This window comes from Streptomyces sp. 4F14, assembly GCF_048159485.1.
In the GTDB taxonomy this organism is placed as follows: Bacteria; Actinomycetota; Actinomycetes; order Streptomycetales; family Streptomycetaceae; genus Streptomyces.
This window is the reverse complement of record NZ_JBLRVY010000007.1, coordinates 22,446-46,185: the sequence shown is the minus strand read 5'-3', so window position 1 is coordinate 46,185 and position 23,740 is coordinate 22,446. Positions and strand designations below refer to the sequence as shown.

Sequence of the window (23,740 nt, the reverse complement as noted above, 5' to 3'; positions counted from 1 at the left end):
TGGGTCGGGGCCAGTCCTGCGGGTCGGTCACACCTGGTTCTCAGGTATTAGCCGGGTACTACGCCGGGTGGTCCTCGCAGCAGCCTCTCCCCAGTGTTCGTTCCCTCGCCGCCGTGAACGCCTCGTACGGGTCGCGGTCGGGGTAGGACCAGGGCCGGACCGTGGCGTGGTCGGCGATGCGGTGGAAGAGGGCGGACGCCTCGGCGGGGCGGCCGGCGCAGACCGTGGCGTGGGCGAGGTAGTTGAGGTCGAGGAGGCGGCGGGGATGGCCCTCGTGCTCCCACTCCAGCCACCAGTCGTACGCGGTCTTCATCACCTCGCGGGCGCGGTCGTCGGCCCAGTGCCCGGAGGCGGCCGGGTCGGCGGAGAGGTGGCCCCGGGCGGCGAGGACGCGGTAGCGCTCGGCGTGCGCGACGACCGGGAGGATCGCGAGCGGGGAGTCCGCGGGGGCCTGTTCGGCGGCCCAGGCGGCGAAGTCGTACACCTCGTGCAGCGGGTCGGGGCCGCTGTCGGCGCGGCGCTCCGCGAGGTGGGCGACCATCAGGTGGTGGGCCTGGTGGTGGTCGGGGTGACGGGCACGGACCTCTTCGAAGAGCCGGACCGCCTCGGCATCGTCGTGCCGGGTCGCCTCGGCGTCGTCGTGCCCGGCGTGCCGGACCGCCTCCGCGTCGTCATACCCCACCCCCCGTACCGGCCCCGCGCCCTCTCCCCCGCCGCTCCGGAACAGTGCCAGGCGCAGCAGGCCCAGCCACGGAGTCGGGTCGGTGGGGGCCAGGTCGGCTGCGATGCGGCAGGCGGCTCGGGCGTCGTCGTACCCGTCGTACCCGTCGGTCCTGCCGCGTACCGTGCGGCGGACCAGGGTCAGGGCGCGGAGTGTGGCCGCGTCGGCGTTGTCCGGTTCGGCGGTCAGCCAGTGGGGCGCGGCCGTGTCCGGCTCCAGGGCCAGGACGGCGGCGCGGTGGCCCCGGCGGTCCCAGTCGTCGCCGGTGCGGGCGAGGAGCGTACGGGCGGCCTGCCAGCGGCCTTGGGCCAACGCGGCGCGGGCGACGCCAAGTTCCGCGTCGTCGAGGGTCGCGTCGAGGGTCCGGGGCGCGTCTTTGCGGCCGGGAACCTGGGAGGGCGGGGGTGGGGGCACCGCGGGTTTTCCTCGTCCTCCTGGCGCGACACTGGTTGCCGTCGGCCTGCGATCGGCCGATCACGCACAGCAAAGCCCCAGGCAGTGGTCAGCGTCAAGGGCCGGGGGAACATGACACGTATCAAGTGGCTGTCGCCACAAGGGACTTGAACAGGTGATCGGCGAGGTGGGCGCGCTGGTCGGAGGGCGTGCGCGGCGGTGGGGCGGGTGAGGCGTATGGCGTGAACGTGACGGAGGTGTGGCGTACGCCATGGCGCTGCGGGGCGACGCGGCCCACGATGTCGGTACGGCCGTACTCCCCCGCGCGCTTTGCTTCCCGTTGCTTCCGGGTGGGGTCGCGGCCGGCGTCGTACCCCGGTAGGGGGGTACCCGTAGGGGCCGTTCCCGTGCTGGCGGGGAACGGTCGTAGCTCCTGAGCGCTACGCTCGGCCCACGACGCCCGTAGTCCGACCGGATGATCATCGAGGTACGCAGCGTGTCGGTACTGGTTCTGACTCTCGCCGTGAGCGCCGCCTGCTGTCTGGGCTTCGGGTTCGTGCTCCAGCAGCAGGCCGCGCAGAAGGCGCCGCTCGGGGACTTCCTCTCGCCGCGTCTGCTGCTCGACCTCGTGCGGGTGCCGCGCTGGCTCGGCGGGCTCGCGCTGATGGTCGCCGGGATGGTGCTCGGCGCGGTCGCGCTGGGGCAGGGCGAGGTGTCCCTCGTCGAGCCGCTGCTCGCGACGAACCTGCTGTTCGCGCTCGCCCTCTCCCGCCGGTACACCCGGCAGTCCCTCGGGCGTCAGGGGTGGGCCGGGCTCGGGCTGCTCGCGGGCGGGGTGACCGCGTTCATCGTCGCCGGTGAGCCGCGCGGCGGGCACGCGGTGGCCGACCCCTTCCGGCACTGGCTGATCATCGGCGCGATGGTCGGGCTCGCGCTGCTGCTCACGACGTACGCGAAGCGGTCCCGGCTCAGTTCCGGGCCCGTGCTGCTCGCCCTCGCCGCCGGGCTGCTGTACGGCGTCCAGGACGCCCTGACCCGGGTCAGCGGGGAGCGGTTCTCGGCCGGCGGGATCGTCGAACTCCTCACCGGGTGGCAGCCGTACGCCGTCCTCGCGCTCGGAGTGACCGGGCTCGTCCTCGTCCAGAGCGCGTTCGAGACGGCACCCCTGCGGATGTCCCTGCCGGCCCTCACCGCCGCCCAGCCGATCGCCGGGATCATCTGCGGGGTCGGCTTCCTCGGGGACCGCCTGCGGACGGACACGGGGGCGCTCGCGTGGGAGGCGGCGGGGGTGGCGGGGATCGTCGCCGGGATCGTGCTGCTGGGGATGCATCCGGCCATGCCGCAGGGGGTGGCGGTGCGGGAGCGGGTTCTTCAGGCGCGGTGACCGCGGGCCGGGGAGGCACCGGGTGGCTGCTTGGATGGGGGTATGAGCGCTGCTGACGAGATCCTCGACATCGTCGACGAACAGGACCGGGTGATCGGGCAGTTGCCCCGCGGGGAGGTGTACGCGGGCGGGCTTCGGCATCGGTGTGTGTTCGTTCAGGCCCGGGATGCCGAGGGGCGGTTGTTCGTGCACCGGCGGACGCCCACCAAGCTGGTGTTCCCGTCCCTGTACGACATGTTCGTGGGCGGGGTCGTCGGGGCCGGGGAGGCGTACGACGAGGCGGCGTTGCGGGAGGCCGAGGAGGAGCTCGGGGTGAGCGGGCTGCCCCGGCCGGAGTTCGTGTTCAAGTTCCTGTACGACGACGGGGGCGGGCGCAGCTGGTGGTCCGCCGTGTACGAGGTGGTGTGCGAGCTGCCGGTGCTCCCTCAGGTCGAGGAGGTCGAGTGGTACGGGTTCCTGTCCGAGGACGAGGTCGAGGCGCGGCTCGGGCAGTGGGAGTGGGTGCCGGACGGGCTCGCGGCGTACGGGCGGCTCAAGGAGTTCCGGCGCCGCTGAGAGGCGTGGTGCCCGAGACGTCCCAGGTCCAGGGGGTGTGCCGGTCCAGGACGTGCCGGGCCAGGGCAGGGGCGCCGCGCGCGGGTACGCCGATCGTCGTCAGCGCGGTGGCCGTCCGCTCCAGCGCCTCCCGCGTGGGCGGGTCGACATCGGCGTACGCGGGCAGCAGCAGGAGCAGACGCCGGTCCGGGTCGCGTACGCCCTCGCCGGTGCCCGGCGCCGCCCCCGCCAGCGCGAGGAGGTCCGGCCAGGGGAGCGCGGGGGCCGAGAAGGCGCCCTCGGTCCCGGCGAGCGTGCGGGGCCTGCCGGGGTGTGCGGGGTCCGTGAGGACGTAGTCGACAACCGGGTCGTCGGGGAAGCCGGCGTAGACGATCCATATGGTCCTGCCGTGCGGCAGGGGGAGCCGGTACGCCGGCCACGCGTGCGGGGCCTCGTACAGCGCCTCGTACGCCGCGTCCACGTCCGCCGGGTCCGCGTCGAACTGCTCGAAGTGGTCGGGGGACACCGCGAGGTGGGCCGGCCAGAAGCCGGGCAGGGTGAGGTGGTGTTCGGCCGGGGCGATGCCGTGGCCCTGGTGCGCGTAGCCGTTCAGCGGCGGGGGAACCTCCATGCACCGACCGTAACGGCCCCCACTGACAACGCCCCCTTCCCCACCGCCCGGTAGGGTCCTGAGGGTGATCGAATTTGTTCGGAACGTCCGTCTGTGGTTCGCGCCCTCGCAGGTGCGCGAGGAGGGGACGACGCCGGACTACCGCTTCTCCCTCGCCAACGAACGGACGTTCCTGGCGTGGCTGCGGACCGCCATGGCCCTCGTCGGGGGCGGTTTCGCGGTCGACCAGTTCCTGCCGGACCTGCGGTGGGGGTGGCGGGTCGGGCTCGCGCTGGCGTTGCTCGTCGCGGGGGTGTTGTGCGCCGTGCGGGCGCTCAATCACTGGGTGCGGTGCGAGCGGGCCATGCGGCGGGGTGAGGATCTGCCGGCGTCGCGGTTCCCGGCCGTGCTGAGTCTCGTGGTCGCGCTCGTCGCCGTCGCGATGGTGGTGGTCGTCGTGCTGGGGCGGGACCAGTGAGCGGGACTCCTGACGACCCCGGGTCAGGGCTCCGGGACCAGCGGTCCGACGATCACACCGCACCCTCGGGCTCCGCGCCCGAGGGCCCTGCCACCATCGCCCCGGCCTCCGTCACCACCGGCCCCGGCAGCTCCCCCGCCGACCCCGACGCCCGCGACCCCGGCCTCCAGCCCGAACGCACGCGCCTCGCGTGGCGCCGTACGACCCTGGCCAAGGCCGTCGCCGCCGCGCTCGCGGTCAAGACCGCGCTGCACGGGGGGCCGACGGTCGCCGGCGCGTTGATCTGTGCGGCGTGCTGCGCCCTGTGGCTGACGTTCCTGGCGGTGGCACACCGCCGGATCCAGACCCTGGCATCCACCCCACACCCACCCGTCCTCACCCCACGCCTCGCCACGGCGGCGGTGCTGTGCACGGTGGCCACGGCGGTTTGCGCGGCGGCGCTGGTGGTGGTGTAGGGCGGGACGCCGATGAAGACGGCGACGGCGACCTGGACGTGGCGGGCGCGCACGCGGGACGCCGAGCTAGGACCGCCGCACAGCGCAGGAAGCCCGGCAGGAGCGTACGCACGGGACGCCGGAGCAGCACGCTGACGGTCACGCAGCTCAGGGCAGCGGCGCACGCGCGCGGGACGCCGACACAGCCGCGCCTGCCTCCCAAGCGGTGCTCCCGGAACCGTACGCACGCGCGGGACGCCCTCGACGCCCTCCAGAAGGACGCCCCGGACTTCCCGGCAACGTACGCGCGGGACGCCAACCGCAGCTCCCCCACACCGAGTCCGACGTCCCGCCCCCACCGGCACACCGCACACGCCGCCACAGGGCCACGCGCGTAAGGGGCAGCCACCTGGACGCCCGCCCCTTACACCCTCCCCTTCACCCCCCTACACGTACTTCCTCAACTCCCGCCGAGCCAACGACCGCTGATGCACCTCATCCGGCCCGTCCGCGATCATCAGCGTCCGCGCCCCCGCGTACAGCTCCGCCAGCAGGAAGTCCTGGCTCAACCCCCCGGCCCCGTGCAACTGGATCGCCCGGTCGATGATGTCGACGACCGCGCGCGGGGTGGCGATCTTGATGGACTGGATCTCCGTGTGGGCGCCCCGGTTGCCGACGGTGTCCATCATCCAGGCGGTCTTGAGGACGAGGAGCCGCAGCTGTTCGACGGTCACGCGCGCGTCGGCGATCCAGTTGTGGACGACGCCCTGCTGGGCGAGGGCCTTGCCGAACGCCTCGCGGGAGACGGCGCGGCGGCACATCAGCTCGATGGCGCGCTCGGCCATGCCGATGAGCCGCATGCAGTGGTGGATGCGGCCGGGCCCGAGCCGGGCCTGCGCGATGGCGAAGCCGCCGCCCTCCTCGCCGATGAGGTTGGTGGCCGGCACGCGCGCGTGGTCGAAGATCACCTCGGCGTGGCCGCCGTGGTAGTGGTCCTCGTACCCGAAGACCTTCATGGCCCGCTCGACGGTGACGCCGGGGGTGTCGCGCGGGACGAGGATCATCGACTGCTGGCGCCGTATGTCGGCCCCGTCGGGGTCGGTCTTGCCCATGACGATGAAGATCTTGCAGTCGGGGTTCATGGCCCCGGAGATGTACCACTTGCGGCCGGTGATGACGTACTCGTCGCCGTCGCGCTCGATGAACGTCGTGATGTTGGTGGCGTCGGAGGAGGCCACCTCGGGTTCGGTCATGGCGAACGCGGAGCGGATCTCCCCGGCGAGGAGCGGCTCCAGCCACTGCTTCTTCTGCGCGTCGTCGCCGAACTGGGCGAGGACCTCCATGTTCCCGGTGTCGGGGGCGGAGCAGTTGAGGACGGTCGGCGCGAGCTGCGGGGAACGCCCGGTGATCTCGGCGAGGGGCGCGTACTGGAGGTTCGTGAGGCCGGCGCCGTACTCGGCGTCGGGCAGGAAGAGGTTCCACAGGCCCTGTCGGCGCGCTTCGGCCTTGAGGTCGTCCACGACGGCCGGGGTGTCCCACGGGGACGGCAGAGCGGCGCGCTGCTCCTCGGCGAGGGCCTCGGCGGGGTAGACGTACTCGTCCATGAAGGCGAGCAGCCGCCCGCGCAGCTCCTCCGTGCGCGCGTCGTACGCGAAGTCCATGCCGGTCAGCCTTCCTGGAGAGTGGTCAGTCCGTGCGAGATGAAGACGGGGACGAGCTCCCCGATGCGGTCGAAGCCGCGTCCGACCGTCTGGCCGAGGGTGTAGCGGTAGTGGATGCCTTCGAGGATGACGGCGAGTTTGAACCAGGCGAACGCGGTGTACCAGGACACGTCGCCGACGTCCCGTCCGGAGCGCTGCGCGTAGCGTTCGACCAGTTCGGCGGGGGTGGGGTGGCCGGGGGCCTCGGCGGTCGTGGAGACGGGCGAGTCGGCCATCTCCAGGGGCACGCTGTACATGACGAGGAGGCCCAGGTCGGTCAGGGGGTCGCCGAGGGTGGACATCTCCCAGTCGAGGACCGCCTTGATCCGGTCGTCGGCGCCGACGAGGACGTTGTCGAGCCGGTAGTCGCCGTGCACGATCGCGGGCGCGGGCGAGCGGGGCAGGTTCCGGCCGAGCGTGGCGTGCAGTTCGTCGATGCCCGCGAGGTCGCGGCCCCGGGACGCGTCGAGCTGTTTGCCCCAGCGCCGCAGCTGCCGGTCGAGGAAGCCCTCGGGCCGTCCGAAGTCGCCGAGCCCGACCTCGGCGGGGTCCACGTCGTGCAGGTCGACGAGAGTGTCGACGAGCGAGAGCATCACCCCGCGCGTGCGCGCGGGGCCGAGCGGCGCGAGTTCCCCGGCGGTGCGGTACGGGGTCCCCTCGACGAACTCCATGACGTAGAACGGCGCCCCGAGCACCTCCTCGTCCTCGCACAGCAGCACGGGTCCCGGCACGGGGACGGCCGTCCCGTGGTGGAGCGCGTCGATCACCCGGTGCTCACGCCGCATGTCGTGCGCGGTCGCGAGCACGTGCCCGAGCGGGGGACGGCGTACGACCCACCGCTTCGCGCCGTCCGAGACGGTGTACGTCAGGTTGGAGCGCCCGCCCTCGATCAGCTGCCCGGTGAGCGGTCCCGTGACCAGGCCGGGCCGTTCGCGCTCCAGCAGACCGCGCAGCCGGTCGAGGTCGAGCCCGGGCGGATGATCGGTGCTCATACGGCGCTCCTGTTCGCGTGCGACGGTGGACGTGGATCACATGATGCCGACCGGTCGGTATGTCGTCCAGTGCGGGGTGCCGACGTGATCGGGGCCACCTTAGGACGACGGCTCCCCGCGCGGGTGCGCGGGGAGCCGTCAGGAGCGGTTTTCGGCCTTACGCGCGTACGCGCGGGCGGCGTGCCTCAGTGGCCGTCAGTGGTCGTCGTAGTGGTCGCCGTGCTCCGCGTGCCGGTGGCCGTCGTGCACGTAGTCCACGTGGTCGCCGTGCGTCACGCGCGCGTGCCCGCAGTTCTCGTCGTGCCGGTGGTCGTGCCCGGCGTGCGTGACGTGGCCGCCGGGCTCGCACTCGTCCCAGTGGCCGTCGTGCGAGCGGTGCAGATGGCCGTCGTGCGCGTAGTCGACGTGGTCGCCGTGCGGGACCTCCGTGTGACCGCAGTCCGTGCCGTGCACGTGGGGGTGGGTGGCGTGTTCCTGGTGCAGAACGCTCATGGTGCTCACCTTCGGGAGGTGTGGGGGAATTGCTCCCCTCAGAATCCCACGCAAACGGCCCATATGGCGTATATCGAGGCACCCCGCTTGCGTGGCGCGAACCGAGCCCGGAGTGTCGGAGCCATGAAGGCCATCAGCTACAGCCGGTACGGCGGACCCGAGGTGTTCACGTACGGCGAGGTCCGCGAGCCCAAGGTCGGCCCCGACTCCGTGCTGGTCAAGGTCCGGGCGGCCGCCGTCAACCCCGTCGACTGGAAGGCCCGCGAGGGGTACCTCGACGGGATCATCGACACGGTGTTCCCGGTCGTCCCGGGCTGGGACGTATCGGGCGTCGTCGTCCAGCCGGGCTTCTCCGTCACCGAGTACGCGGTCGGCGACGAGGTCATCGGCTACGTCCGCGAGGACTTCCTCTCCCGGGGGACCTTCGCGGAGTACGTCGCCGCGCCCGTGCGCACCCTCGCCCGCAAGCCCCGCAACCTGTCCTTCGAGGAGGCGGCGGGCCTCCCGCTGGCCGGCCTCACGGCGTACCAGGGCCTCATCCACGCGCTCGGCGTCCGGCGCGGCGAGACGGTCCTCGTGCACGCCGCCGCCGGGGGCGTGGGCTCCCTCGCCGTCCAGATCGCCCGCCATCTGGGCTGCCGGGTCATCGGTACGGCGAGCGAGCGCAACCACGACTTCGTCCGCGCCCTGGGCGGCGAGCCGGTCGCGTACGGCGACGGCCTGGTCGACCGGATCCGGGGGCTCGCCCCCGAGGGCGTCGACGCCGCGCTCGACACGGTCGGCGGCGACGCCCTCAAGGCGTCCGTGAACGTCCTCACCCCCGAGGGCCGCCTCGCCTCCATCGCCGACGGCGACGTCCTCGGCTACGGGGGCCGCTACTTCTGGGTCCGCCCCGACCCCGAGGACCTCGCCCGCCTCTCGGACCTCGCCGAGCAGGGCGTGGTCTCGGTCCACGTCAGCGACACGTTCCCCCTGGACCGGGCCGCCGACGCGTACCGGCTGAACCAGGAGGGCCGTACGCGCGGGAAGATCGTCGTGACGGTGGACTGGGCGGACGAGGGGGCCTGAGCGGCCCCGGCCGTCCCGTCAGGGCCTCAGGGCCCGCAGGAGCAGGTCCGCGAGGTGTTCCGCGACCTCCTGCGGGCTCAGGGGGCCGTCCTTGCGGTACCAGGTCGGCAGGTGGTGGACCGAGCCGAAGTGGTAGTCGACGACCAGGTCGGCGGGGGTGGCCTCGGAGAACACGCCGGCGCGCTGGCCCTCCTCGACCAGGGCGCGGAAGCGTTCGTGGTAGTGGCGGCGCTCCGAGCGGACCTGCTTGTACTTCTCGGGGCTCAGGTGGTGCATGGAGCGGAAGAAGATCGCGGCGTCGTCGAGGTTCTCGATGGTGGTGACGACGACGTCGGCCGCCGCCCCGCGCAGGCGCTGCTCGATCGGCTCGTCGGCGTCGGCGAACGCGTCGAGGCGCTCCTGCTGGAGGCGCAGCACGCGCGCGTAGACCTCGTGGAGGAGGTCGTCCTTGGAGCCGAAGTAGTGGTAGAGCGCTCCCTTGGTGACGCCGGCCGCCTCGACGATCTCCTGGACGGAGGTGCGGTCGTACCCCTGCTCGGCGAAGAGCCGGGTGGCGGCAGCGAGGAGCCGTTGCGGGACGGGGGTGCCGTCGTTGTCCGTCGTCCTGGGCACTGCCGCCACCTGCCTTTCTGGGGGCTAATCGTTCTCTGTGGTGCGGGAACGCAGTTCCCGACGCAGGATCTTCCCACTTGCCGTCTTGGGCAGGTCGGGCAGGATCTCCACCTGCCTCGGGTACTTGTAGGCGGCCAGTCTCTCCTTGCAGTACGCGGCGAGGTCGCCGGGGGTCGTCTCGGCGCCGGGACGCAGGCTGATGTAGGCGCGGACGGTCTCACCCCGGTACCCGTCAGGTACCCCCACGACGGCCGCCTCGCGCACCGCGGGGTGCGTGTACAGGACGTCCTCGACCTCGCGCGGCCACACCTTGAACCCGGAGGCGTTGATCATGTCCTTCTTGCGGTCGACGACGTACAGCCAGCCCTGTTCGTCCATGAACCCGATGTCCCCGGTGCGCAGTTCCCCGCCGGGGAAGGTCTCGGCGGTCGCCTCGGGCCGCCGCCAGTAACCGGGTACTACCTGAGGACCACGCACGACGATCTCCCCGTGCTCCCCGAAGGGCACCTCGGCCCCGTCGTCGCCGAGGATGCGGACGACGGTGTCGGGGCCCGGCAGCCCGACCGCGAGGGTGCCGGAGGCGGGGTCGACGGGCGCCTCGTGCTGGGGCGGTACGGAGGCGGCGGGCGCCGTGCACTCGGTGAGCCCGTAGCCGTTGCGGATGTACGGCCCGAACCCGGCCCGGAACCGCTCGACGAGCGCCGGGGGCACCGGGGCGCCGCCGGAGCTGATGTGGACGAAGGAGGAGAAGTGCTCGGGGCTCGCGCCGGGGTGCGCGGCGAGGGCCATGAATGCGGTGGAGGGGCCGACGGTGTAGTGCGGCCGGTGCTCCGTGAACGCGTCGAGGACGACACCGGGTTCGAAGCGGTACGTGAGGACCAGGGTGCCCGCGCTGTTGAGGCAGGCGCCGAGTTCGCAGACCATGCCGGTGATGTGGAACAGGGGCGCGAGGGCGTAGTACACGGGCGCGTCCGGCAGGTGCAGCCAGACGCGCTGCCGGTCGGAGTTGGCCATCAGGTTGCCGTGCGTGTTGGTGGCGCCCTTGGGGGTACCGCTCGTACCCGAGGTGTAGCTGATCAGCCCGATGTCGTCCGGGACGAGGGTCCGCCCCTCGGGGGCCTTCCCGCCGCGCCGGGCCACCTCGACGAGGTCGTCAGCGTCGGTGGGGTGCGGCTCGAAGCCCAGGACGCGTACGTCGTCCCGCGTCTGGAAGTCCAGTTCGCTCGCGGTGAGCGCGAACCGTACCGGCGAGTCGGCGGCCGTAGCTCTCAGGTACGAGTCCCAGGCGCGCTCCGTGCAGATCAGCGCGGCGACCTCGGCGTCCCGCAGGACGTGGGCGACCTCGCCGGACTTGTACATGGGGTTGACGGGTACGACGATCGCGCCCGCCTTCCAGGCGCCGAGGAGGGCGAGGACGAAGTGGGGGGAGTTCTGGAGGATGACGGCGACGCGGTCACCCCGGTCGATGCCCCGGCCGGCCAGATGTCCGGCCACGGAGTCGGTGAGGGCGTCGACCTCCGCGTAGGTGAGGCGGCCGTCGAAGTAGGTGAGGAAGGCGCGCTCGGGGACCGTCCGTACGGCGGCGCGCAGGGCGTCGACCATGGAGTCCAGCGGGGTGAGCGGGGCGCGCTGGGCGTCGTCCAGGAGGGCGGTCCAGGGCTTGTCGGCGTACGTCGTCACCGGGCGGCCTCCCACTTCTGCTGGAGTCGGTTCATGGTGGCCAGCCAGGAGTCGGGGTCGGTGGCGCGGCCCTCGTAGTACCCCGCTACCTCGGGGTGAGGCAGGATCAGGAAGCGGTCGTCGGCGATGCCCTTCATGAGGGCGTCTGCTACTTCCGAGGGGTCGATCGCGGTGGGCCTGAGGACCAGGTCGCCCGCGCTGCCGGACTCCTCCAGCATGTCGGTGCGCACGCCCTGGGGGCAGATCGCGTGGACCTTGAGGCCGCGGTGGCGGTACGTCAGGGAGAGCCACTCGGCGAAGGCGTAGGCGCCGTGCTTGGTGACGCTGTAGGGGGCGGCGCCGATCATGGTGAGGAGCCCGGCGGCCGACACCGTGGACACGAACCGGCCCTCGCCGCGCTCCAGCCACTCGGGAAGCAGCGCCTGGGCCGCGCGCACGTGCGCCATGACGTTGACGTCCCAGGCGAGCGCCCAGACGTCCTCCCCCGCCGCCTCCGAACCGCCCGAGGCGACCCCGGCGTTCGCGCAGTAGACGTCGACCCTCCCGCCGAGCGCCTCGCGGGCCTCGTCGACGACGACGGAGGCGTCCCCGGCGACCGCGACCGCGCCGATCTCGTCGGCGACGGCCTTCGCCCGGGCGCCGTCGAGGTCGTTGACGACGACCCGCGCGCCCTCGGCGGCGAACCGGCGGGCGAGCGCCGCGCCGATCCCTCCCCCGCCCCCGGTCACGACAACTCCGGCACCTCGAACGGCTTCCACCATCGGGTCTCCTTCGACACGACACGTGCGGCTCGGAACGGGTACAGACTAACCAGTCGGTATGTGAGGGGGAAGGGGTGCCGGAGACGCGGTGCGGGAGGTCGGGAAGGGGCTGGCGGGGAGCGGGGAGAGGGCTCGCGGTGGTGCGATGCGGGGCGCGGGGTGGGGGGCGTGGGCGGGTCGCCGTGCGCCGTGGCATACCGCGTGACGTATGGCCAAGTCGCGCGGTTAGCAGGACACTGCGCCCACATCGCTCCGGGGGACGGAGGCCGTGATGGCCGGACCGGCAATGACTGTCGCTCCCTACTGGCAACTCACCTTCGACGCGGACGGGGACGTGAACCCCGCCGAACGCGACCGGCTGCTCGCGGAGGCCGGCCCGCGCAAGGTCGTGGACCTGGTCGTCTTCTCGCACGGCTGGAACAACGACCGCTCCCGCGCCACCGCCCTCTACCGGGCCTTCTTCGCGCCGTTCCCGCAACTCGCGCCGAACGCGAAGCTCGGGTACGTCGGCGTGGTGTGGCCGTCGATGCGGTTCTGCGACGAACCCATCCCGGACTTCCCGCACTTGACGGTCGTTCAGGAACCCTGCCTGGACGAGGACACGCGGGACGCGCTCCTGGAGACCTTCCCCGGCAAGGCGGCGACCGTCGAGCGGATCGCCCTGCTGCTGGACCAACGCCCTCCGGGCGACGCCGGGTTGGCGGAGTTCGGGGAGCTGCTGGGGCGGCTCGTGGACGCCGTGCCCACGAGGTGCGTCGCGGACACCCCGGGAGACGGCCCGCCCGCGATGCTGGACGGGTCGGTCGCACAGTGGTGCGCGGAGTTCGCCGAGGCGCTCCAAGGCACGGACGGGGCACGGGAGTTCTCGCTGCCCAACCCCTGGGACGGCGCCAAGGAGCTGCTGCGGCAGGCGACGTACTACGCGATGAAACGCCGGGCGGGGACGGTCGGTGAGCGGGGACTCGGGCCGTTCCTCGGCAGGTTGACGGCTGCGGTGCCCGGGATCCGGGTCCATCTGGTGGGGCACAGCTTCGGCGGGCGGCTCGTGTCGTTCGCCCTCAACGGGCTTGGCCCCGGGGTGCGTTCGGTGAAGTCCGTGACGCTGCTCCAAGGGGCGTTCTCCCACTACGCGTTCGCGGCGAAACTGCCGTACGACCAGGGCGCGGCCGGGGCGCTCAAGGGGAAACAGGGGCTGATCGACGGGCCGTTGGTGTGCTGCCACTCCTCGCACGACCAGGCGCTCGGGACGATGTATCCGCTGGCCTCGCGGATGGCGGGGGACGCGCGCGGGGCGGTCGGGGAGCTGCTGGGCGCGAAGTGGGGTGCCATGGGGTTCGGCGGGGTCCAGGCGGTGCCGGGGACACGGGAGTTGAGTCTCGCGGACGCGCTGCGGGGGCCGTTCCCGGCGTCCGGCTGTGTCAACGTCGACGCGGCGGCCGTCGTCCGCAGGGGCGGGCCGCCGGCCGGGGCGCACAGTGACATCGTGCACCCCGAGCTGGCGCGGGTGGTGCTGGCGGCGGGGCGGATCCCTCAGGGGTGACCCCGTCGGCGCTCAGGGTGCCCCCGTGAACCCGGCCCGCCGCCACGGGACTTACCGGTGCGAGGTGAACTCCACCACCTGCTGGTAGGTGGGGCGGTTCTGCCAGCTGATGTTGCCGTGCTTGATGCCTCCGAGGGGGCGCTGGAAGATCGAGTCGGCGCACCACTGGTTGCCGGCCGCGCAGAGGGCGTCGCCCGGGTAGACCTGGGCGGCGGTCTTGCCCGCGGCGGTCTTCAGGGTGCTGATCAGGGTGTCGCGGCAGGCGGACAGGACGCCGCCCCCGCAGTACTGGCGGGCCAGCGGGTCCTGGACGCTCTGGCCGAGGACCGACCTGATGTCCTTGTCGACGTAGCTCCACCACCCGTACTGGAAGGAGCTGCCCGCGTGCGAGCCGGTCGGGCCGTGGGCCGCCGAAGGGGCCTCGTCCACGGGGAGGTTGGCGGTGATGGCGGTGAACAGGTCGTTGCCGAGGCCGGGTTGGAACTCGGCCTGGACGAGCAGCGGCCACCAGGCGTCCAGGATGCGGACCGCGTCGGCGTCGGCGTAGGTCTTGGATCCGGCCGAAGTCTCCGTGCGCTTACCGCCGTTGGTCACCCAGGTCTGGAGCTTGGTGACGGCGGCGGCCGCCGTGGAGTCGGTGACCGGCGAGCTGGTGACGACCTTGAGGAGGTCGGGGAGGACGTCCTCGGCGCGCAGGTCGGTGAGGGCCGCGTCCGCCATCGCCTTGGTGAGGGAGGCGCGGGTGACGCCGCCCGCCGCGACGAGCGGCTTCACCCGGTCTTCGAGGAGGTTGCCCCGGTGCACCGAGCCCTCGCCCCAGGGGGCGCTGGTGTAGTCCTTGGCCTGCTTGTTGTTCCAGGAGATGTAGTAGTCCTGGTCGACGGACTGCGGGTGCTGCGAAGGGGGCGTGTAGTCGGCGGTGTTGGTGGTGGGGTTCCAGTTCTTCCAGTCGTAGGCCGCCTGCGCCCAGACCGGGAACTCGGCGTCGACGCCGCTCGCGCGCACCGGGTTGTCGCCGGAGTTGTAGTACGCGGTGTGCTGGGAGTCGGCGTAGAACCAGTTGAAGGTGTAGTTGATGTGCTGGACCGCCTGCTCGAAGGTGTCCGGGCCCTTCACGAAGCCAGGGTCGTTGAGCATCTGGAAGCCGATGATCGAGTCGGCCTCGTGCAGGTAGGAGGAGCGCAGGGTGGTGTAGGCGACCTTCTTGCCGCCGACGGTCGCGCGGTGGGTGACGGGGCCGTACTTCGTACGCCACACGCGCATCGTGTAGGAGCCGGCGGCGGTGCCGTCGGCGGTCGTCGGCTTCCAGGCGTTCTTCTGCTCGACCTTGTCCATGGCCGTGCAGGTGCCGTGGTACAGGTAGTGGTAGTCGTCCTGGCAGAGTTCGACGGCGTACGTGTCGATGATGTCCTGGCCGGAGGTCGTGGCACTCCAGGCGTAGTCCTGGCCCCTCCCGAGTTCCACGTACATGCTGAGACCCGCGAACGACGCGCCACGGGCGCTGATCCCGGGGCCCTGGATCTCCTGGAGAAGGAGGAGCTGGGGGGCGAAGTAGCCGGTCTGCGGGCCGAAGACGGCGACGGGGTGGCCGCTGGCGGTGTGGTCGCCGCTGACGACGAGGGCGTTGGACATGCCGCGCTTCGCGGAGGTCGTGGCGGCCGCGGCGGCCGTCGCGGCGGGGCCGCCGGTGCCGGTCGCGTCGTAGATCAGGGGTTCGGCGGCGACCGTACCGGCGTCGGGGAGCGCCGTGCCCTGCGGGTTCGCGGGCTTCGTGGCGTACGGGAAGCTCTCGCCGTTGTGGACGGTGAGGACGGCCTCGGCGTCGTTGCGTTCGCGGAAGGACTCCCAGACCTTGGTGCCCTCGGTGACGCCGTACTTCTCCTGCGCGGCGAGCAGGGAGATCGCGTTGTTGACCTCGCCGCCGCCCCCGGAGCCGAAGAGGGCGCCGATGACGGACGCGAGCGCCACCATGTCCGTGATCTTGAAGTGGTCGATCGTGCCGGCGTTGGTGATCGAGTCCTTGTGGCCGGTGAGGACGTACTCGCCGGGGAAGTAGCGGCCGCTGTCGGAGGCGTCGATGTAGGAGTTGATGCCGTCGAGGTAGGCGTTCACGTCGGCGAGGGCCTGCTGGCCGCGCGCGCCGCTGGTGGCGACGGCGTTGTCGATCTGCGCCTGGAGGTCGGCCTCGGTGTAGGGGGCGTTGCGCCAGAACTGCTGCTCAAGGCCCTGGTTGGAGGGGTCGCCGCCGGCGAAGGCGGTGAGCTGGCCGCGGCCGACGTGGCGGAAGACGTCCATCAGCCACAGCCGGTCCTGGGCCGCCGCGTACCCGGCGCCGAACTCGGTGCCGTATCGAGTGGTACCGGTGATGTGCGGGACGCCGGTCTTCTTGTCGCGGACGATCGTGACGTCGGTGCGGCCCGCCGGTTTGAGCGTGGAGGCGACCTGGGCGGCCGGGACCCCGAAGGAGGCGTCGTTGAAGAAGGTGTTGATGGTGGCGTTGGTCAGCGAGGGATAGCCCTTGGCCAGGTTGTTGTACGGGCCGAGCTGGTCCTCGGCGTGCTCGGGCTGGGTGCCGAACGCCTGGTTGAGGATGATCTGCGCGAGGGTCGCGTTGCCGTTCTGGCCGGGCGGCAGGATGTCGGAACACTGTCCGCCGCAGTAGTCGTTGGGCTCGGCCGCCTCGGCGGTGGCGACCTGGGTGAGGGGGGACAACAGACCGGCGAGGAGCGCGCATACGGTCGCGCTCTTCAGGAACCCGGGGATTCCGCCGGGAGTTCTCAGTCTGTCGAGGGGAGTTCGCCGTGGCATGTGCAGCTCCTAGCGACGGGGGTGGCCGGAAGGTTACCGCCGGTATCCCCGCGATTGAAGATGAACATGCGTCAAGTTTTTCCCGGCTTCTCACGTCGGCTTCGTACACAGGCCGGGGCCGTCCCGAAAATCGGATGGAGCCGAATCGAGAGTCGATACGTCTATTCGACGACGTCGCGCGAGTCCGGCGCGGCGGCGCCGAAGTGACCGAAGTACAGGTGCAGGTGTGACGGAGGTGCAAGGCGATGGCAGGTTTCCGGAGTCTGGCGAGACAGGCGCGCGATCCGCGCAGCGATCTGGCGCTGCGGCGTTATTCGCTGCGCAAGTGCCTTGAGCGGTTCGCCCCTTACGGGCACAGGGCGACCTGGGACCACCTCTCCTCGCGGGCCGGCTTCGGCCCCGAGGACCGCTCCCCCGACCCGGTGCGGCTCGTGGCCGCACTGGAGGAGCTGGAGGAGGCGCGGACGGTGTGGCTGGCGTACGAGGCGGACTTCGCCGAACGGCGCAGGAAAGAGAAGCACGACGGACTGCGCAGGCCCGGCAGTGTCGACGACTGGCACCGGCTGACCTGGGGCGGGTTCGGCGTGGCGTGGTGCGACGACCCGCGGCTCCACCCCCGTGAGCCGCTGGCCGAGGTACTGCGCCGGCTGATCGCCGCGCTGGAGCGGGAACCGGGCGGCAGTTGCCCGGTGTGCGGCGGTGAACGGCTCCTGTGGAAGTACGACCTCGATCACGAGCCGTCGGCGGGCCCGGTCTGCACGGACTGCGGCATATTGGTCCCGCGGCCGGTGCTCACGCCGGAGGCGCTGGCGTACGCGCGGCGGGGGCGGTTGCTCGTGTCGGCGTAGTACCGCTCACGCCGGGCGTAGTACTTGCTTGCGCTCGGTGTAGTCCCTGAGAGGGAGGTGGGGGTGCGACGGGGATGCCGCACCCCCCGATTCACCGAGGCTCAGTTCACGCCGACTTCCACGCCACCGAGAACGCGCCGCTGGAGAGCGACCCCGGCAGCGCGCGGACCGTGCCGCTGCTGTTGGTCATGGTGATCTTGTCGGGCGAGGAGTTCGCCAGCGCGGAGCCGTTGGCCTTCGCGCCCGTGAAGCCGACGGTGCCGAAGTTCGCCAGCTTGGCGAGCGAGCCGTCGACCTCGGGCGCCTCGGCGATGACCTCCGCGGAGGCGTTCTGGAAGTCGGAGGAGCCCGCGTCAGTCTGGGACTTCGTCCACCCCTGGGTGGAGTCCTTGAGGGTCATGGTGAAGTCGCTGCCGTCGTAGGTCACGGTCGCGGTCAGCTTGTCGCCGCCCTCGACGGTGACGTCGTCCCACGCCGTCGAGGCGGCCGGCAGGACCTCCCACCAAGCGCCGTACACCGCTTGGCCGTTGATGCAGTCGGCCTCGGTGCCGGTCTGCTCCAGGGCGTCGTTGCCGTCGCCGTCGAGGCCGACCCAGAACGAGGAGTAGGTGGTGGCCGAGCCACAGGTGACCGTGGGCTGGGTCCAGGAGGTGGTGACGGAGGTGAAGGCGCCGGAGGAGCCGGTGGCCGCGTAGCCGGACCAGTTGGTGGAGGTCTCCGAGGCGTTGACCTTGCCGGAGTGCTTCAGCGCGCCGTGCAGGGCGTGGTTCTCGTGGCGCTCGATGGACTGCGTGAGCTGACGGGGAGCCTTGGGCGTGGCCGTCTGCGTCGCCGCGAGCGCCGGGGTGGCGAGGGCGGCGGTGAGGGTGCCCGCTGCGAGGACGGCGAGGCTCGCGGACCTGATGCTGGACATGAACTCTCCGTGTTTCCGGGGGAGGTGGGGGGACATGAGGCGGTGAGCAGCAGCTTCCGGGAGCCCTCATGGGCATGGCAAGAAGTCCGAGTGCGTTCAGTCCTGCGGGAATTGAGGGGCAATACCGCCGAAACGACCGCCAGAAGAAGGCTTTAGGTTCGGACGGTTTCGATCCGCTTCGATCGGCTTCGTTCAAAGAAGCGGAAACTTTGCTCCAACATCCGGACCGCTCCCTTCCACCCCGCGGTACGCCCGGGCGGAGACTGTGGGGATGCACGGGGAGAGACCGTTCCACGAAGAGCTGCGCGCCGCGATCGCCGCGAGCGGGCTGAGCCTGGACCGGATCCACGAACGGCTGCGGCTGCGCGGGGTCCCGGTCTCCGCGGCGACCCTCAGCTCCTGGCAGTCGGGACGCCACCAGCCCGAACGGCGGCGCTCCCTCTCGGCGTTGGCGGCCCTGGAGGACGTCCTGTCCCTGCCGCCGGCCAGCCTCAGCACCCGGCTCGCCCCGCCCCGGCCCCGGGGGCGCTGGCTGCCGCCCGGCGACACCGCCCCCTCGCTGGCCCGGGCGTGGCCGCTCGGTGGCGTCCGCGATGCCGTCGACGTCCGCTGGGACTCCTCGCTGACCCGGCTCAGCTGCCACAACCGGGCCGAGGTCGACCGGGAACGGCGGCTGCGGTCGCTGTCCAGCCGGCGGCTGCTGCGCGCGGAGGCCGACGGGGCGGACCGCTGGATCGCCCTCTACCGGCTCGACTCCCCCGGGCCGCTCCCCCGTATCCGGCTCGCCGAACCCCTGCGGCTCGGGACCGTCGTCGAACTGCCCGAAGAGGGGCTGGTCGTCGCGGAGCTGCTGTTCGAACGGCCGCTGCTGCGGGGGGAGACGGTGATCGTGGACTACACCGTCGAGCACCGGGTGCCCCGGCCGGTGTCCCAGCACGTCGAGACGGCCATCCATGTCCCCATGCGGGAGCACCTGTTGGAGGTGCGGTTCGATCCGGGGGCGCTGCCGTACGCGTGCTACTCCTACCGGACCATGGGACTTGAGGGGGACGGGAGGGGGGCGCGGTTCCGGCGGGAGCAGCGGTTGCGGGTGGACGCGGCGGGGGTGGCGCACGCGGTGGCGCTGGGGGCCGGGGAGTGCCGGTTCGGGATCCGGTGGGTGTGGGGGTGAGGTGAAGTGGGGTGCGGGCAAAGGGCGTTGAAGGTAGCAGGCGGAAAACCGGTCGCTCCACCTCATTGCCGTCGGGACAGTGGAGGGCGATGAAACCGCATCCGTAGGAGCACTCATGTCGACGCTGCGCGTCACCGCCGAAGTCCTGACCGTCCATGACCACCCGAACGCCGACGCCCTGGAGCTGGCCCAGGTGGGGCTGTACCGCGCGGTCGTCGCCAAGGGGGTGTACCGGACCGGGGACGTAGCCGTGTACATCCCCGAGCAGGCCGTCCTGCCCGCCGGGCTCATCGAGGAACTGGGGCTGACCGGGCGGCTCGCGGGCGGGAAGGCCGACCGGGTCAAGGCGGTACGGCTGCGCGGGGAGCTGTCGCAGGGGATCGTCTGCCGGCCGGCCGCGCTGGACGGGGTCGACCTGGGGCGGGCCGCCTCCGAGGGCACCGACTTCGCCGAGGCGCTGGGGATCACCAAGTGGGTGCCGCCGATCCCGCCGACGATGAGCGGGGACGTGGAGCCGGCGCCCGAGCTTGTCCCCTGGGTGGACATCGAGAACATCCAGCGCTACCCCGGCATCTTCACCCCGGGCGAGCCCGTGGTCCTCACGGAGAAGCTGCACGGCTCGGCCTGCCTGCTGACGTACGTCGCCGACGAGGAGCGCGTGTACGTCTCCTCCAAGGGCTTCGGCGCCAAGTCCCTGGCTCTCAAGGAGGATCCGCGCAACCTGTACTGGAGAGCCGTACACGGACACGGCGTCCCCGAGGCCGCCGCCCGGCTCGCGGCACGGCTGGGGGCACGGCGGGTGGGGATCTTCGGGGAGGTGTACGGGGAGGGCGTGCAGGATCTGTCGTACGGGGCGGACGGGCGGCGCGAGTCCCTGGGGTACGCGGTGTTCGACGTGGCCGCGGAGGTCGACGGGGCGGTGCGGTGGCTGGACGCGGGGGCGCTGCTGGAAGGTGAACTGCCGCTCGCGCCACGGCTGTTCGAGGGGCCCTACGACAGTGAGCGGGTGCTCGCGCTGGCGAGCGGGCGCGAGACGGTGTCGGGGCGGGGACTGCATCTGCGGGAGGGGGTGGTGATCCGGCCCGCCGTGGAGCGGTACAGCGCCGTGGTCGGGGGCCGGGCCATCGCGAAGGCGGTGAGTCCGGCGTATCTGACGCGGAAGGGCGGGACGGAGTACGAGTGATGGCGGGGCGGGGTAAGACCTCGGGGGTACGCGTCCCCCTCACTCCTCCCGGCGTTCCACCATCAGCCGGGAGCCGGTGAGGCGGGTGCCGGAGACGTCGTCCGGGTTGGACAGGACACAGGTGTCGAGGGAGAGGCAGCCGCAGCCGATGCAGTCCGTGAGGTGGTCGCGCAGCCGGTTCAACTGCTTGATGCGCTCCTCCAGTTCGGACCGCCACGTCTGCGACAGCCGCGCCCAGTCCTCCCGCGTCGGCGTCCGCTCCTCCGGTAGCTGGGCCAGCGCCTCGCGGATCGTCGCGAGCGGTATGCCGACCCGCTGGGAGGCCCGTACGAACGCCACCCGCCGCAGCGTGTCCCGGGAGTACCGGCGCTGGTTCCCCGAGGTTCGGCGGCTGGCGATCAGCCCCTTCGCCTCGTAGAAGTGGAGCGCGGACACGGCGACACCACTGCGCGCCGACAACTGGCCGACGGTCAGCTCATGGACGTTCTCGTGGATCTGGGGCACACGCCCAGCGTAGTGGGGTGGCCGGGCCTCCCCGGGTCCGTTGACAGGGCCCCCTCGACCGACCATGCTAAGCAGTTGCTTAGACTTCAGGATGTCACAGGGACGCGCAGCGAGAGGCCGGGACCATGGCAGAGCCGAGGATCTTCACGTCCGCCGACGAGCTCAAGGCGGCGGTGGGCGAGCAGTTGGGGTACAGCGACTGGGTGGAGGTCGACCAGAAGCGGATCGACCTGTTCGCGGAGGCCACCGGGGACCACCAGTGGATCCACGTCGACCCGGAGAAGGCGGCGACCGGGCCCTTCGGCACGACCATCGCGCACGGCTATCTGACGCTGTCGCTGCTGCCGCTGTTCGGACCCCAGCTGATCCAGGTCGACGGCGCGAAGATGGGCGTCAACTACGGGACGAACAAGGTCCGTTTCCCCGCGCCGGTCCCGGTCGGCTCCCGGCTGCGCGCCACCGCGCGGGTCAGCTCCGTCGAGGACGTCCAGGGCGGGGTGCAGATCACCCTCGCGTTCACGGTGGAGCGCGAGGGCGGCGACAAGCCGGTGTGCGCGGCGGAGTCGGTGTCGCGGTACTACCTCTAGAGAGCTACCTCCGGAGGGCTACTTCGCCGCCCCCACCATCCGCAGTACGAGGTCGGCGTACAGCTCGCCGACCTCCTCCGGCGTCCGCGTCCCGTTCACGTTGAACCAGCGGGCGACGTCCACGCACAGGGAGAGGATCGCGAGCGTCGTCCCGCGTACGTCGATGACGTCGAACTCCCCCGAGGCGACCCCGTCGTCGAGGATCCCGCTCACCTCCGCGTTGACCTCGCGGCGCAGGGCGACGATCTCGGCGCGGGCGTCGGGGCCGAGGGCGTCGAGTTCGTACTGCACGACGCGGGCGGTCGTACGGCGTACGGCGTGCCAGCGGACGAAGGAGCTGACCGCGTCGGCGAGGCGGGCCGCGGCGCTGCCCTCGCGGCCGGCGGCGGTGCGCAGGATGCCGAGCGCCTTGTCGTGGCCGATGCGGCTGATCCGGTGGAGCAGCTCCTCCTTGGTCTTGTAGTGGATGTAGAGCGCGGCCGGGCTCATGCCGGCGCGGCCGGCGATGTCGCGGGTGGTGGTGGCGTGGTAGCCGCGCTCGGCGAACGCCTCGACGGCGGCGACCAGCAGACGCCGGGCGGCGTCGGGCGTGACCTCTTCCCACGGCTCGGCCTCGCCGCCGATCGTGTCCTGCGCCGTACTCATCGCTCACCGACCCTTCTCACAGACAGTCGCCCTACCATACAGCCGAAGGTGAGCGGGCGCTTAGCCGGGCCGGTCAGAGCTTTTCGAACGGGTCGTGTTCGGAGAGGAGCTTCTCCAGGCGGGCCTGGTCGACGCGGCTGACGATACGGCCGGCCTCCTGGCGGTCGCGGATCACCTTGGCGAGGGTGAAGCAGGACGTCACCAGGTACAGCACGGCTATCGCGAGGAAGGCGCGGACCCAGGCGTCGGCGGTGAGCTGGTAGATGCCGACGGCGGTGGCCGCCATGGCGATGGAGAAGGAGGCCACGGCCTGGCCGTAGAAAGCGGCGGTGTTCTGCTGCTTGACGGGTGTGTCACTCATGGGGACGAGTCTCGGCGGATGTGGCCCGCGCCACATCCGCTGTCGTACTCAGGAGGTACTCAGCCTCAGGAGGTACTCAGCTCAGGGGTACCGGGGAGGTAGCTCCCCTGAGGTGGCTCAGAAGGCCGACACCCCGGTCAGCGCCCGCCCGATCACCAGCTTCTGGATCTGGCTGGTCCCCTCGTACAGGGTCATCACCCGCGCGTCCCGCAGCAGCTTCCCCACCGGGTACTCGTCGATGTACCCGTACCCCCCGAAGACCTGGAGCGCGTTGTTCGCGGCGCGTACGGCGGCCTCGGAGGCGAAGAGCTTCGCCTTGGACGCCTCGGTGGCGAAGGGCAGCCCCCGGTCGACGAGGTCGGCGACGCGCCAGGTCAGCAGGCGGGCGGCGTCGACGTCGACCGCGATGTCGGTGAGCAGTTCCTGCACGAGCTGCCGGCCCGCGATCGGCGCACCGAACTGCTCGCGCTCCCCCGCGTACCCGACGGCCGCGTCCAGCGCGGCCTGCGCGATCCCGACGCAGCCGGCCGCGACCGACATCCGCCCCTTGGCCAGCGCCGACATCGCGACGGAGAACCCCTTGCCCTCCTCGCCGAGCAGCGCGGACGCGGGGATGCGGACGTCCTCGAAGACCAGCTCGGCGGTGGCCTGCCCGCGCAGCCCGAGCTTGCCGTGGACGGTGCGGCGGGTGAGGCCGGGGGTGTCGGTGGGGACGAGAAACGCGGAGACGCCGCGATGCCCGGGGGCATCGGTGGAGCGCGCGAAGAGCAGGACGACGTCGGCCCACGTGCCGTTGGTGATGAACATCTTGGTGCCGTTGACGACGTACGTGTCACCCTCACGTACGGCCCGGGTGACGAGGTTCCCGGCGTCGGAGCCGGTGCCGGGCTCGGTCAGTCCGAAGCACCCCAGGTACGACCCGGACGTCAGACCTGGGAGCCACTGCCGCTTCTGCTCCTCGCTCCCCCGGGCAGCGATCGTCTTGGCGACGAGGCCGAGGGAGACGGAGACGATGCCGCGCACCGAGGAGTCGCCGCGCCCCAGCTCCTCGGTGACCAGGCAGTACGCGAGGTGGTCGCCGCCGCTGCCGCCGTACTCCTCGTCGACCGTGAGACCGAGGAAGCCGACCTCGCCGAGTTTCTCGACGATGCCCCGGTCGACGGCTTCGGCGCGGTCCCAGTCGCGGACGTGCGGGGTGATCTCGCGGGTGACGAAGTCCCGGGCGAGGCGCTGGACGGCGGTCTGCTCCTCGGTGAGTTCCAGGTTCACAGTGCCGCTCCCCGATCCGTCCGGCGGTTCCCGCAGCGGTAAATTACCACTG

24 protein-coding genes are annotated in these 23,740 nt (G+C 71.8%); 10 read left to right on the top strand and 14 right to left on the bottom strand.

Translation table 11 applies throughout. From position 1 onward, the window contains the following. Positions 1 to 58: 58 nt before the first annotated feature. Positions 59 to 1,135: a hypothetical protein gene (locus ACLZOT_RS13585; protein ID WP_416969117.1), complete on the bottom strand. Its 1,077-nt coding sequence runs from the start codon at positions 1,133 to 1,135 to the stop codon at positions 59 to 61. A gap of 475 nt (positions 1,136 to 1,610) precedes the next feature. On the opposite strand from ACLZOT_RS13585, the gene ACLZOT_RS13580 reads away from it, so the two are divergent. Next, positions 1,611 to 2,498 (top strand): DMT family transporter, encoded by an 888-nt coding sequence (locus tag ACLZOT_RS13580; protein WP_416969116.1) that lies wholly within the window; start codon positions 1,611 to 1,613, stop codon positions 2,496 to 2,498. Between the two features lie 42 nt (positions 2,499 to 2,540). Continuing rightward, positions 2,541 to 3,053 carry an NUDIX domain-containing protein gene (locus ACLZOT_RS13575; RefSeq protein WP_416969115.1) on the top strand — a complete coding sequence of 171 codons (513 nt, stop codon included), beginning with the start codon at positions 2,541 to 2,543 and terminating at the stop codon, positions 3,051 to 3,053. Here ACLZOT_RS13575 and ACLZOT_RS13570 read toward each other — a convergent pair. Then, a complete protein-coding gene (locus ACLZOT_RS13570) occupies positions 3,031 to 3,663 on the bottom strand; it encodes a hypothetical protein (protein ID WP_416969114.1) in 633 nt (210 codons plus the stop codon). The genes ACLZOT_RS13575 and ACLZOT_RS13570 overlap by 23 nt on opposite strands. A 64-nt stretch (positions 3,664 to 3,727) precedes the next feature. Between ACLZOT_RS13570 and ACLZOT_RS13565 the strand changes: the two genes are divergently transcribed. Beyond that, the gene (locus ACLZOT_RS13565) at positions 3,728 to 4,120 is read left to right on the top strand and encodes a YidH family protein (RefSeq protein WP_416969113.1); all 393 of its coding nucleotides are present in this window, start codon (positions 3,728 to 3,730) and stop codon (positions 4,118 to 4,120) included. A gap of 95 nt (positions 4,121 to 4,215) precedes the next feature. Continuing rightward, a complete protein-coding gene (locus tag ACLZOT_RS13560) occupies positions 4,216 to 4,575 on the top strand; it encodes a DUF202 domain-containing protein (RefSeq protein ID WP_416969423.1) in 360 nt (119 codons plus the stop codon). 425 nt (positions 4,576 to 5,000) lie between these two features. Here ACLZOT_RS13560 and ACLZOT_RS13555 read toward each other — a convergent pair whose 3' ends face one another. The 3 genes from ACLZOT_RS13555 to ACLZOT_RS13545 all read right to left on the bottom strand — a co-directional run bounded on the left by ACLZOT_RS13555 (position 5,001) and on the right by ACLZOT_RS13545 (position 7,738). Next, positions 5,001 to 6,215, bottom strand: a complete 1,215-nt coding sequence (locus ACLZOT_RS13555; RefSeq protein ID WP_416969112.1) for an acyl-CoA dehydrogenase family protein — start codon at positions 6,213 to 6,215, stop codon at positions 5,001 to 5,003. Positions 6,216 to 6,220: 5 nt separating this feature from the next. Beyond that, the gene (locus ACLZOT_RS13550; protein WP_416969111.1) at positions 6,221 to 7,246 is read right to left on the bottom strand and encodes a phosphotransferase family protein; all 1,026 of its coding nucleotides are present in this window, start codon (positions 7,244 to 7,246) and stop codon (positions 6,221 to 6,223) included. A gap of 195 nt (positions 7,247 to 7,441) precedes the next feature. Beyond that, positions 7,442 to 7,738, bottom strand: coding sequence for a hypothetical protein (locus tag ACLZOT_RS13545; protein ID WP_416969110.1), 297 nt, complete (start codon positions 7,736 to 7,738; stop codon positions 7,442 to 7,444). Positions 7,739 to 7,861: 123 nt separating this feature from the next. Between ACLZOT_RS13545 and ACLZOT_RS13540 the strand changes: the two genes are divergently transcribed. After that, a complete protein-coding gene (locus tag ACLZOT_RS13540) occupies positions 7,862 to 8,806 on the top strand; it encodes an NADP-dependent oxidoreductase (protein WP_416969109.1) in 945 nt (314 codons plus the stop codon). Positions 8,807 to 8,824: 18 nt separating this feature from the next. Here the strand turns inward: ACLZOT_RS13540 and ACLZOT_RS13535 are convergent, their stop codons facing one another. Genes ACLZOT_RS13535 through ACLZOT_RS13525 form a run of 3 tightly spaced genes read right to left on the bottom strand, consistent with a single transcriptional unit; the run spans position 8,825 to position 11,859 of the window. Then, positions 8,825 to 9,418 (bottom strand): TetR/AcrR family transcriptional regulator, encoded by a 594-nt coding sequence (locus ACLZOT_RS13535; protein WP_416969108.1) that lies wholly within the window; start codon positions 9,416 to 9,418, stop codon positions 8,825 to 8,827. Between the two features lie 24 nt (positions 9,419 to 9,442). Further along, on the bottom strand, positions 9,443 to 11,098 hold the full coding sequence (locus tag ACLZOT_RS13530) for a class I adenylate-forming enzyme family protein (protein ID WP_416969107.1): 1,656 nt from the start codon (positions 11,096 to 11,098) through the stop codon (positions 9,443 to 9,445). Further along, positions 11,095 to 11,859: an SDR family oxidoreductase gene (locus tag ACLZOT_RS13525; RefSeq protein ID WP_416969106.1), complete on the bottom strand. Its 765-nt coding sequence runs from the start codon at positions 11,857 to 11,859 to the stop codon at positions 11,095 to 11,097. The genes ACLZOT_RS13530 and ACLZOT_RS13525 overlap by 4 nt, the downstream gene beginning before the upstream one ends. 271 nt (positions 11,860 to 12,130) lie before the next feature. On the opposite strand from ACLZOT_RS13525, the gene ACLZOT_RS13520 reads away from it, so the two are divergent. Beyond that, positions 12,131 to 13,399 (top strand): serine-threonine protein kinase, encoded by a 1,269-nt coding sequence (locus ACLZOT_RS13520; protein WP_416969105.1) that lies wholly within the window; start codon positions 12,131 to 12,133, stop codon positions 13,397 to 13,399. A 51-nt stretch (positions 13,400 to 13,450) separates the two neighbouring features. Here ACLZOT_RS13520 and ACLZOT_RS13515 read toward each other — a convergent pair whose 3' ends face one another. Further along, a complete protein-coding gene (locus tag ACLZOT_RS13515; RefSeq protein WP_416969104.1) occupies positions 13,451 to 16,207 on the bottom strand; it encodes a penicillin acylase family protein in 2,757 nt (918 codons plus the stop codon). Positions 16,208 to 16,452: 245 nt separating this feature from the next. On the opposite strand from ACLZOT_RS13515, the gene ACLZOT_RS13510 reads away from it, so the two are divergent. Next, a complete protein-coding gene (locus ACLZOT_RS13510) occupies positions 16,453 to 17,055 on the top strand; it encodes a hypothetical protein (protein WP_416969103.1) in 603 nt (200 codons plus the stop codon). Positions 17,056 to 17,161: 106 nt separating this feature from the next. Here ACLZOT_RS13510 and ACLZOT_RS13505 read toward each other — a convergent pair whose 3' ends face one another. Continuing rightward, a complete protein-coding gene (locus tag ACLZOT_RS13505) occupies positions 17,162 to 17,968 on the bottom strand; it encodes a G1 family glutamic endopeptidase (protein WP_416969102.1) in 807 nt (268 codons plus the stop codon). A 271-nt stretch (positions 17,969 to 18,239) separates the two neighbouring features. On the opposite strand from ACLZOT_RS13505, the gene ACLZOT_RS13500 reads away from it, so the two are divergent. Together ACLZOT_RS13500 and ACLZOT_RS13495 are read left to right on the top strand one after the other, a co-directional pair. Next, positions 18,240 to 19,139, top strand: coding sequence for a hypothetical protein (locus ACLZOT_RS13500; RefSeq protein WP_416969101.1), 900 nt, complete (start codon positions 18,240 to 18,242; stop codon positions 19,137 to 19,139). A gap of 115 nt (positions 19,140 to 19,254) precedes the next feature. Beyond that, positions 19,255 to 20,322 carry an RNA ligase (ATP) gene (locus tag ACLZOT_RS13495; protein ID WP_416969100.1) on the top strand — a complete coding sequence of 356 codons (1,068 nt, stop codon included), beginning with the start codon at positions 19,255 to 19,257 and terminating at the stop codon, positions 20,320 to 20,322. 39 nt (positions 20,323 to 20,361) lie between these two features. Here ACLZOT_RS13495 and soxR read toward each other — a convergent pair whose 3' ends face one another. Beyond that, a complete protein-coding gene (gene soxR / locus ACLZOT_RS13490; RefSeq protein WP_416969099.1) occupies positions 20,362 to 20,826 on the bottom strand; it encodes a redox-sensitive transcriptional activator SoxR in 465 nt (154 codons plus the stop codon). Positions 20,827 to 20,951: 125 nt separating this feature from the next. Between soxR and ACLZOT_RS13485 the strand changes: the two genes are divergently transcribed. Beyond that, positions 20,952 to 21,413: a MaoC family dehydratase gene (locus tag ACLZOT_RS13485; RefSeq protein WP_416969098.1), complete on the top strand. Its 462-nt coding sequence runs from the start codon at positions 20,952 to 20,954 to the stop codon at positions 21,411 to 21,413. Between the two features lie 18 nt (positions 21,414 to 21,431). Here the strand turns inward: ACLZOT_RS13485 and ACLZOT_RS13480 are convergent, their stop codons facing one another. The 3 genes from ACLZOT_RS13480 to ACLZOT_RS13470 all read right to left on the bottom strand — a co-directional run bounded on the left by ACLZOT_RS13480 (position 21,432) and on the right by ACLZOT_RS13470 (position 23,688). Further along, positions 21,432 to 22,058, bottom strand: a complete 627-nt coding sequence (locus tag ACLZOT_RS13480) for a TetR/AcrR family transcriptional regulator (RefSeq protein ID WP_416969097.1) — start codon at positions 22,056 to 22,058, stop codon at positions 21,432 to 21,434. A 73-nt stretch (positions 22,059 to 22,131) separates the two neighbouring features. Then, positions 22,132 to 22,419 (bottom strand): YiaA/YiaB family inner membrane protein, encoded by a 288-nt coding sequence (locus tag ACLZOT_RS13475; RefSeq protein WP_416969096.1) that lies wholly within the window; start codon positions 22,417 to 22,419, stop codon positions 22,132 to 22,134. Positions 22,420 to 22,536: 117 nt separating this feature from the next. Continuing rightward, a complete protein-coding gene (locus ACLZOT_RS13470) occupies positions 22,537 to 23,688 on the bottom strand; it encodes an acyl-CoA dehydrogenase family protein (RefSeq protein WP_416969422.1) in 1,152 nt (383 codons plus the stop codon). Positions 23,689 to 23,740 lie beyond the last annotated feature (52 nt).

Coding starts and splice junctions, on each gene's coding strand:
- ACLZOT_RS13475 (WP_416969096.1), bottom strand. CDS start 22,419: ATGAGTGACACACCCGTCAAGCAGCAGAACACCGCCGCTTTCTACGGC.
- ACLZOT_RS13550 (WP_416969111.1), bottom strand. CDS start 7,246: ATGAGCACCGATCATCCGCCCGGGCTCGACCTCGACCGGCTGCGCGGT.
- ACLZOT_RS13525 (WP_416969106.1), bottom strand. CDS start 11,859: ATGGTGGAAGCCGTTCGAGGTGCCGGAGTTGTCGTGACCGGGGGCGGG.
- ACLZOT_RS13545 (WP_416969110.1), bottom strand. CDS start 7,738: ATGAGCGTTCTGCACCAGGAACACGCCACCCACCCCCACGTGCACGGC.
- ACLZOT_RS13540 (WP_416969109.1), top strand. CDS start 7,862: ATGAAGGCCATCAGCTACAGCCGGTACGGCGGACCCGAGGTGTTCACG.
- ACLZOT_RS13515 (WP_416969104.1), bottom strand. CDS start 16,207: ATGCCACGGCGAACTCCCCTCGACAGACTGAGAACTCCCGGCGGAATC.
- ACLZOT_RS13575 (WP_416969115.1), top strand. CDS start 2,541: ATGAGCGCTGCTGACGAGATCCTCGACATCGTCGACGAACAGGACCGG.
- ACLZOT_RS13505 (WP_416969102.1), bottom strand. CDS start 17,968: ATGTCCAGCATCAGGTCCGCGAGCCTCGCCGTCCTCGCAGCGGGCACC.
- ACLZOT_RS13510 (WP_416969103.1), top strand. CDS start 16,453: ATGGCAGGTTTCCGGAGTCTGGCGAGACAGGCGCGCGATCCGCGCAGC.
- ACLZOT_RS13520 (WP_416969105.1), top strand. CDS start 12,131: ATGGCCGGACCGGCAATGACTGTCGCTCCCTACTGGCAACTCACCTTC.
- ACLZOT_RS13485 (WP_416969098.1), top strand. CDS start 20,952: ATGGCAGAGCCGAGGATCTTCACGTCCGCCGACGAGCTCAAGGCGGCG.
- ACLZOT_RS13500 (WP_416969101.1), top strand. CDS start 18,240: ATGCACGGGGAGAGACCGTTCCACGAAGAGCTGCGCGCCGCGATCGCC.
- ACLZOT_RS13495 (WP_416969100.1), top strand. CDS start 19,255: ATGTCGACGCTGCGCGTCACCGCCGAAGTCCTGACCGTCCATGACCAC.
- ACLZOT_RS13480 (WP_416969097.1), bottom strand. CDS start 22,058: ATGAGTACGGCGCAGGACACGATCGGCGGCGAGGCCGAGCCGTGGGAA.
- ACLZOT_RS13570 (WP_416969114.1), bottom strand. CDS start 3,663: ATGGAGGTTCCCCCGCCGCTGAACGGCTACGCGCACCAGGGCCACGGC.
- ACLZOT_RS13555 (WP_416969112.1), bottom strand. CDS start 6,215: ATGGACTTCGCGTACGACGCGCGCACGGAGGAGCTGCGCGGGCGGCTG.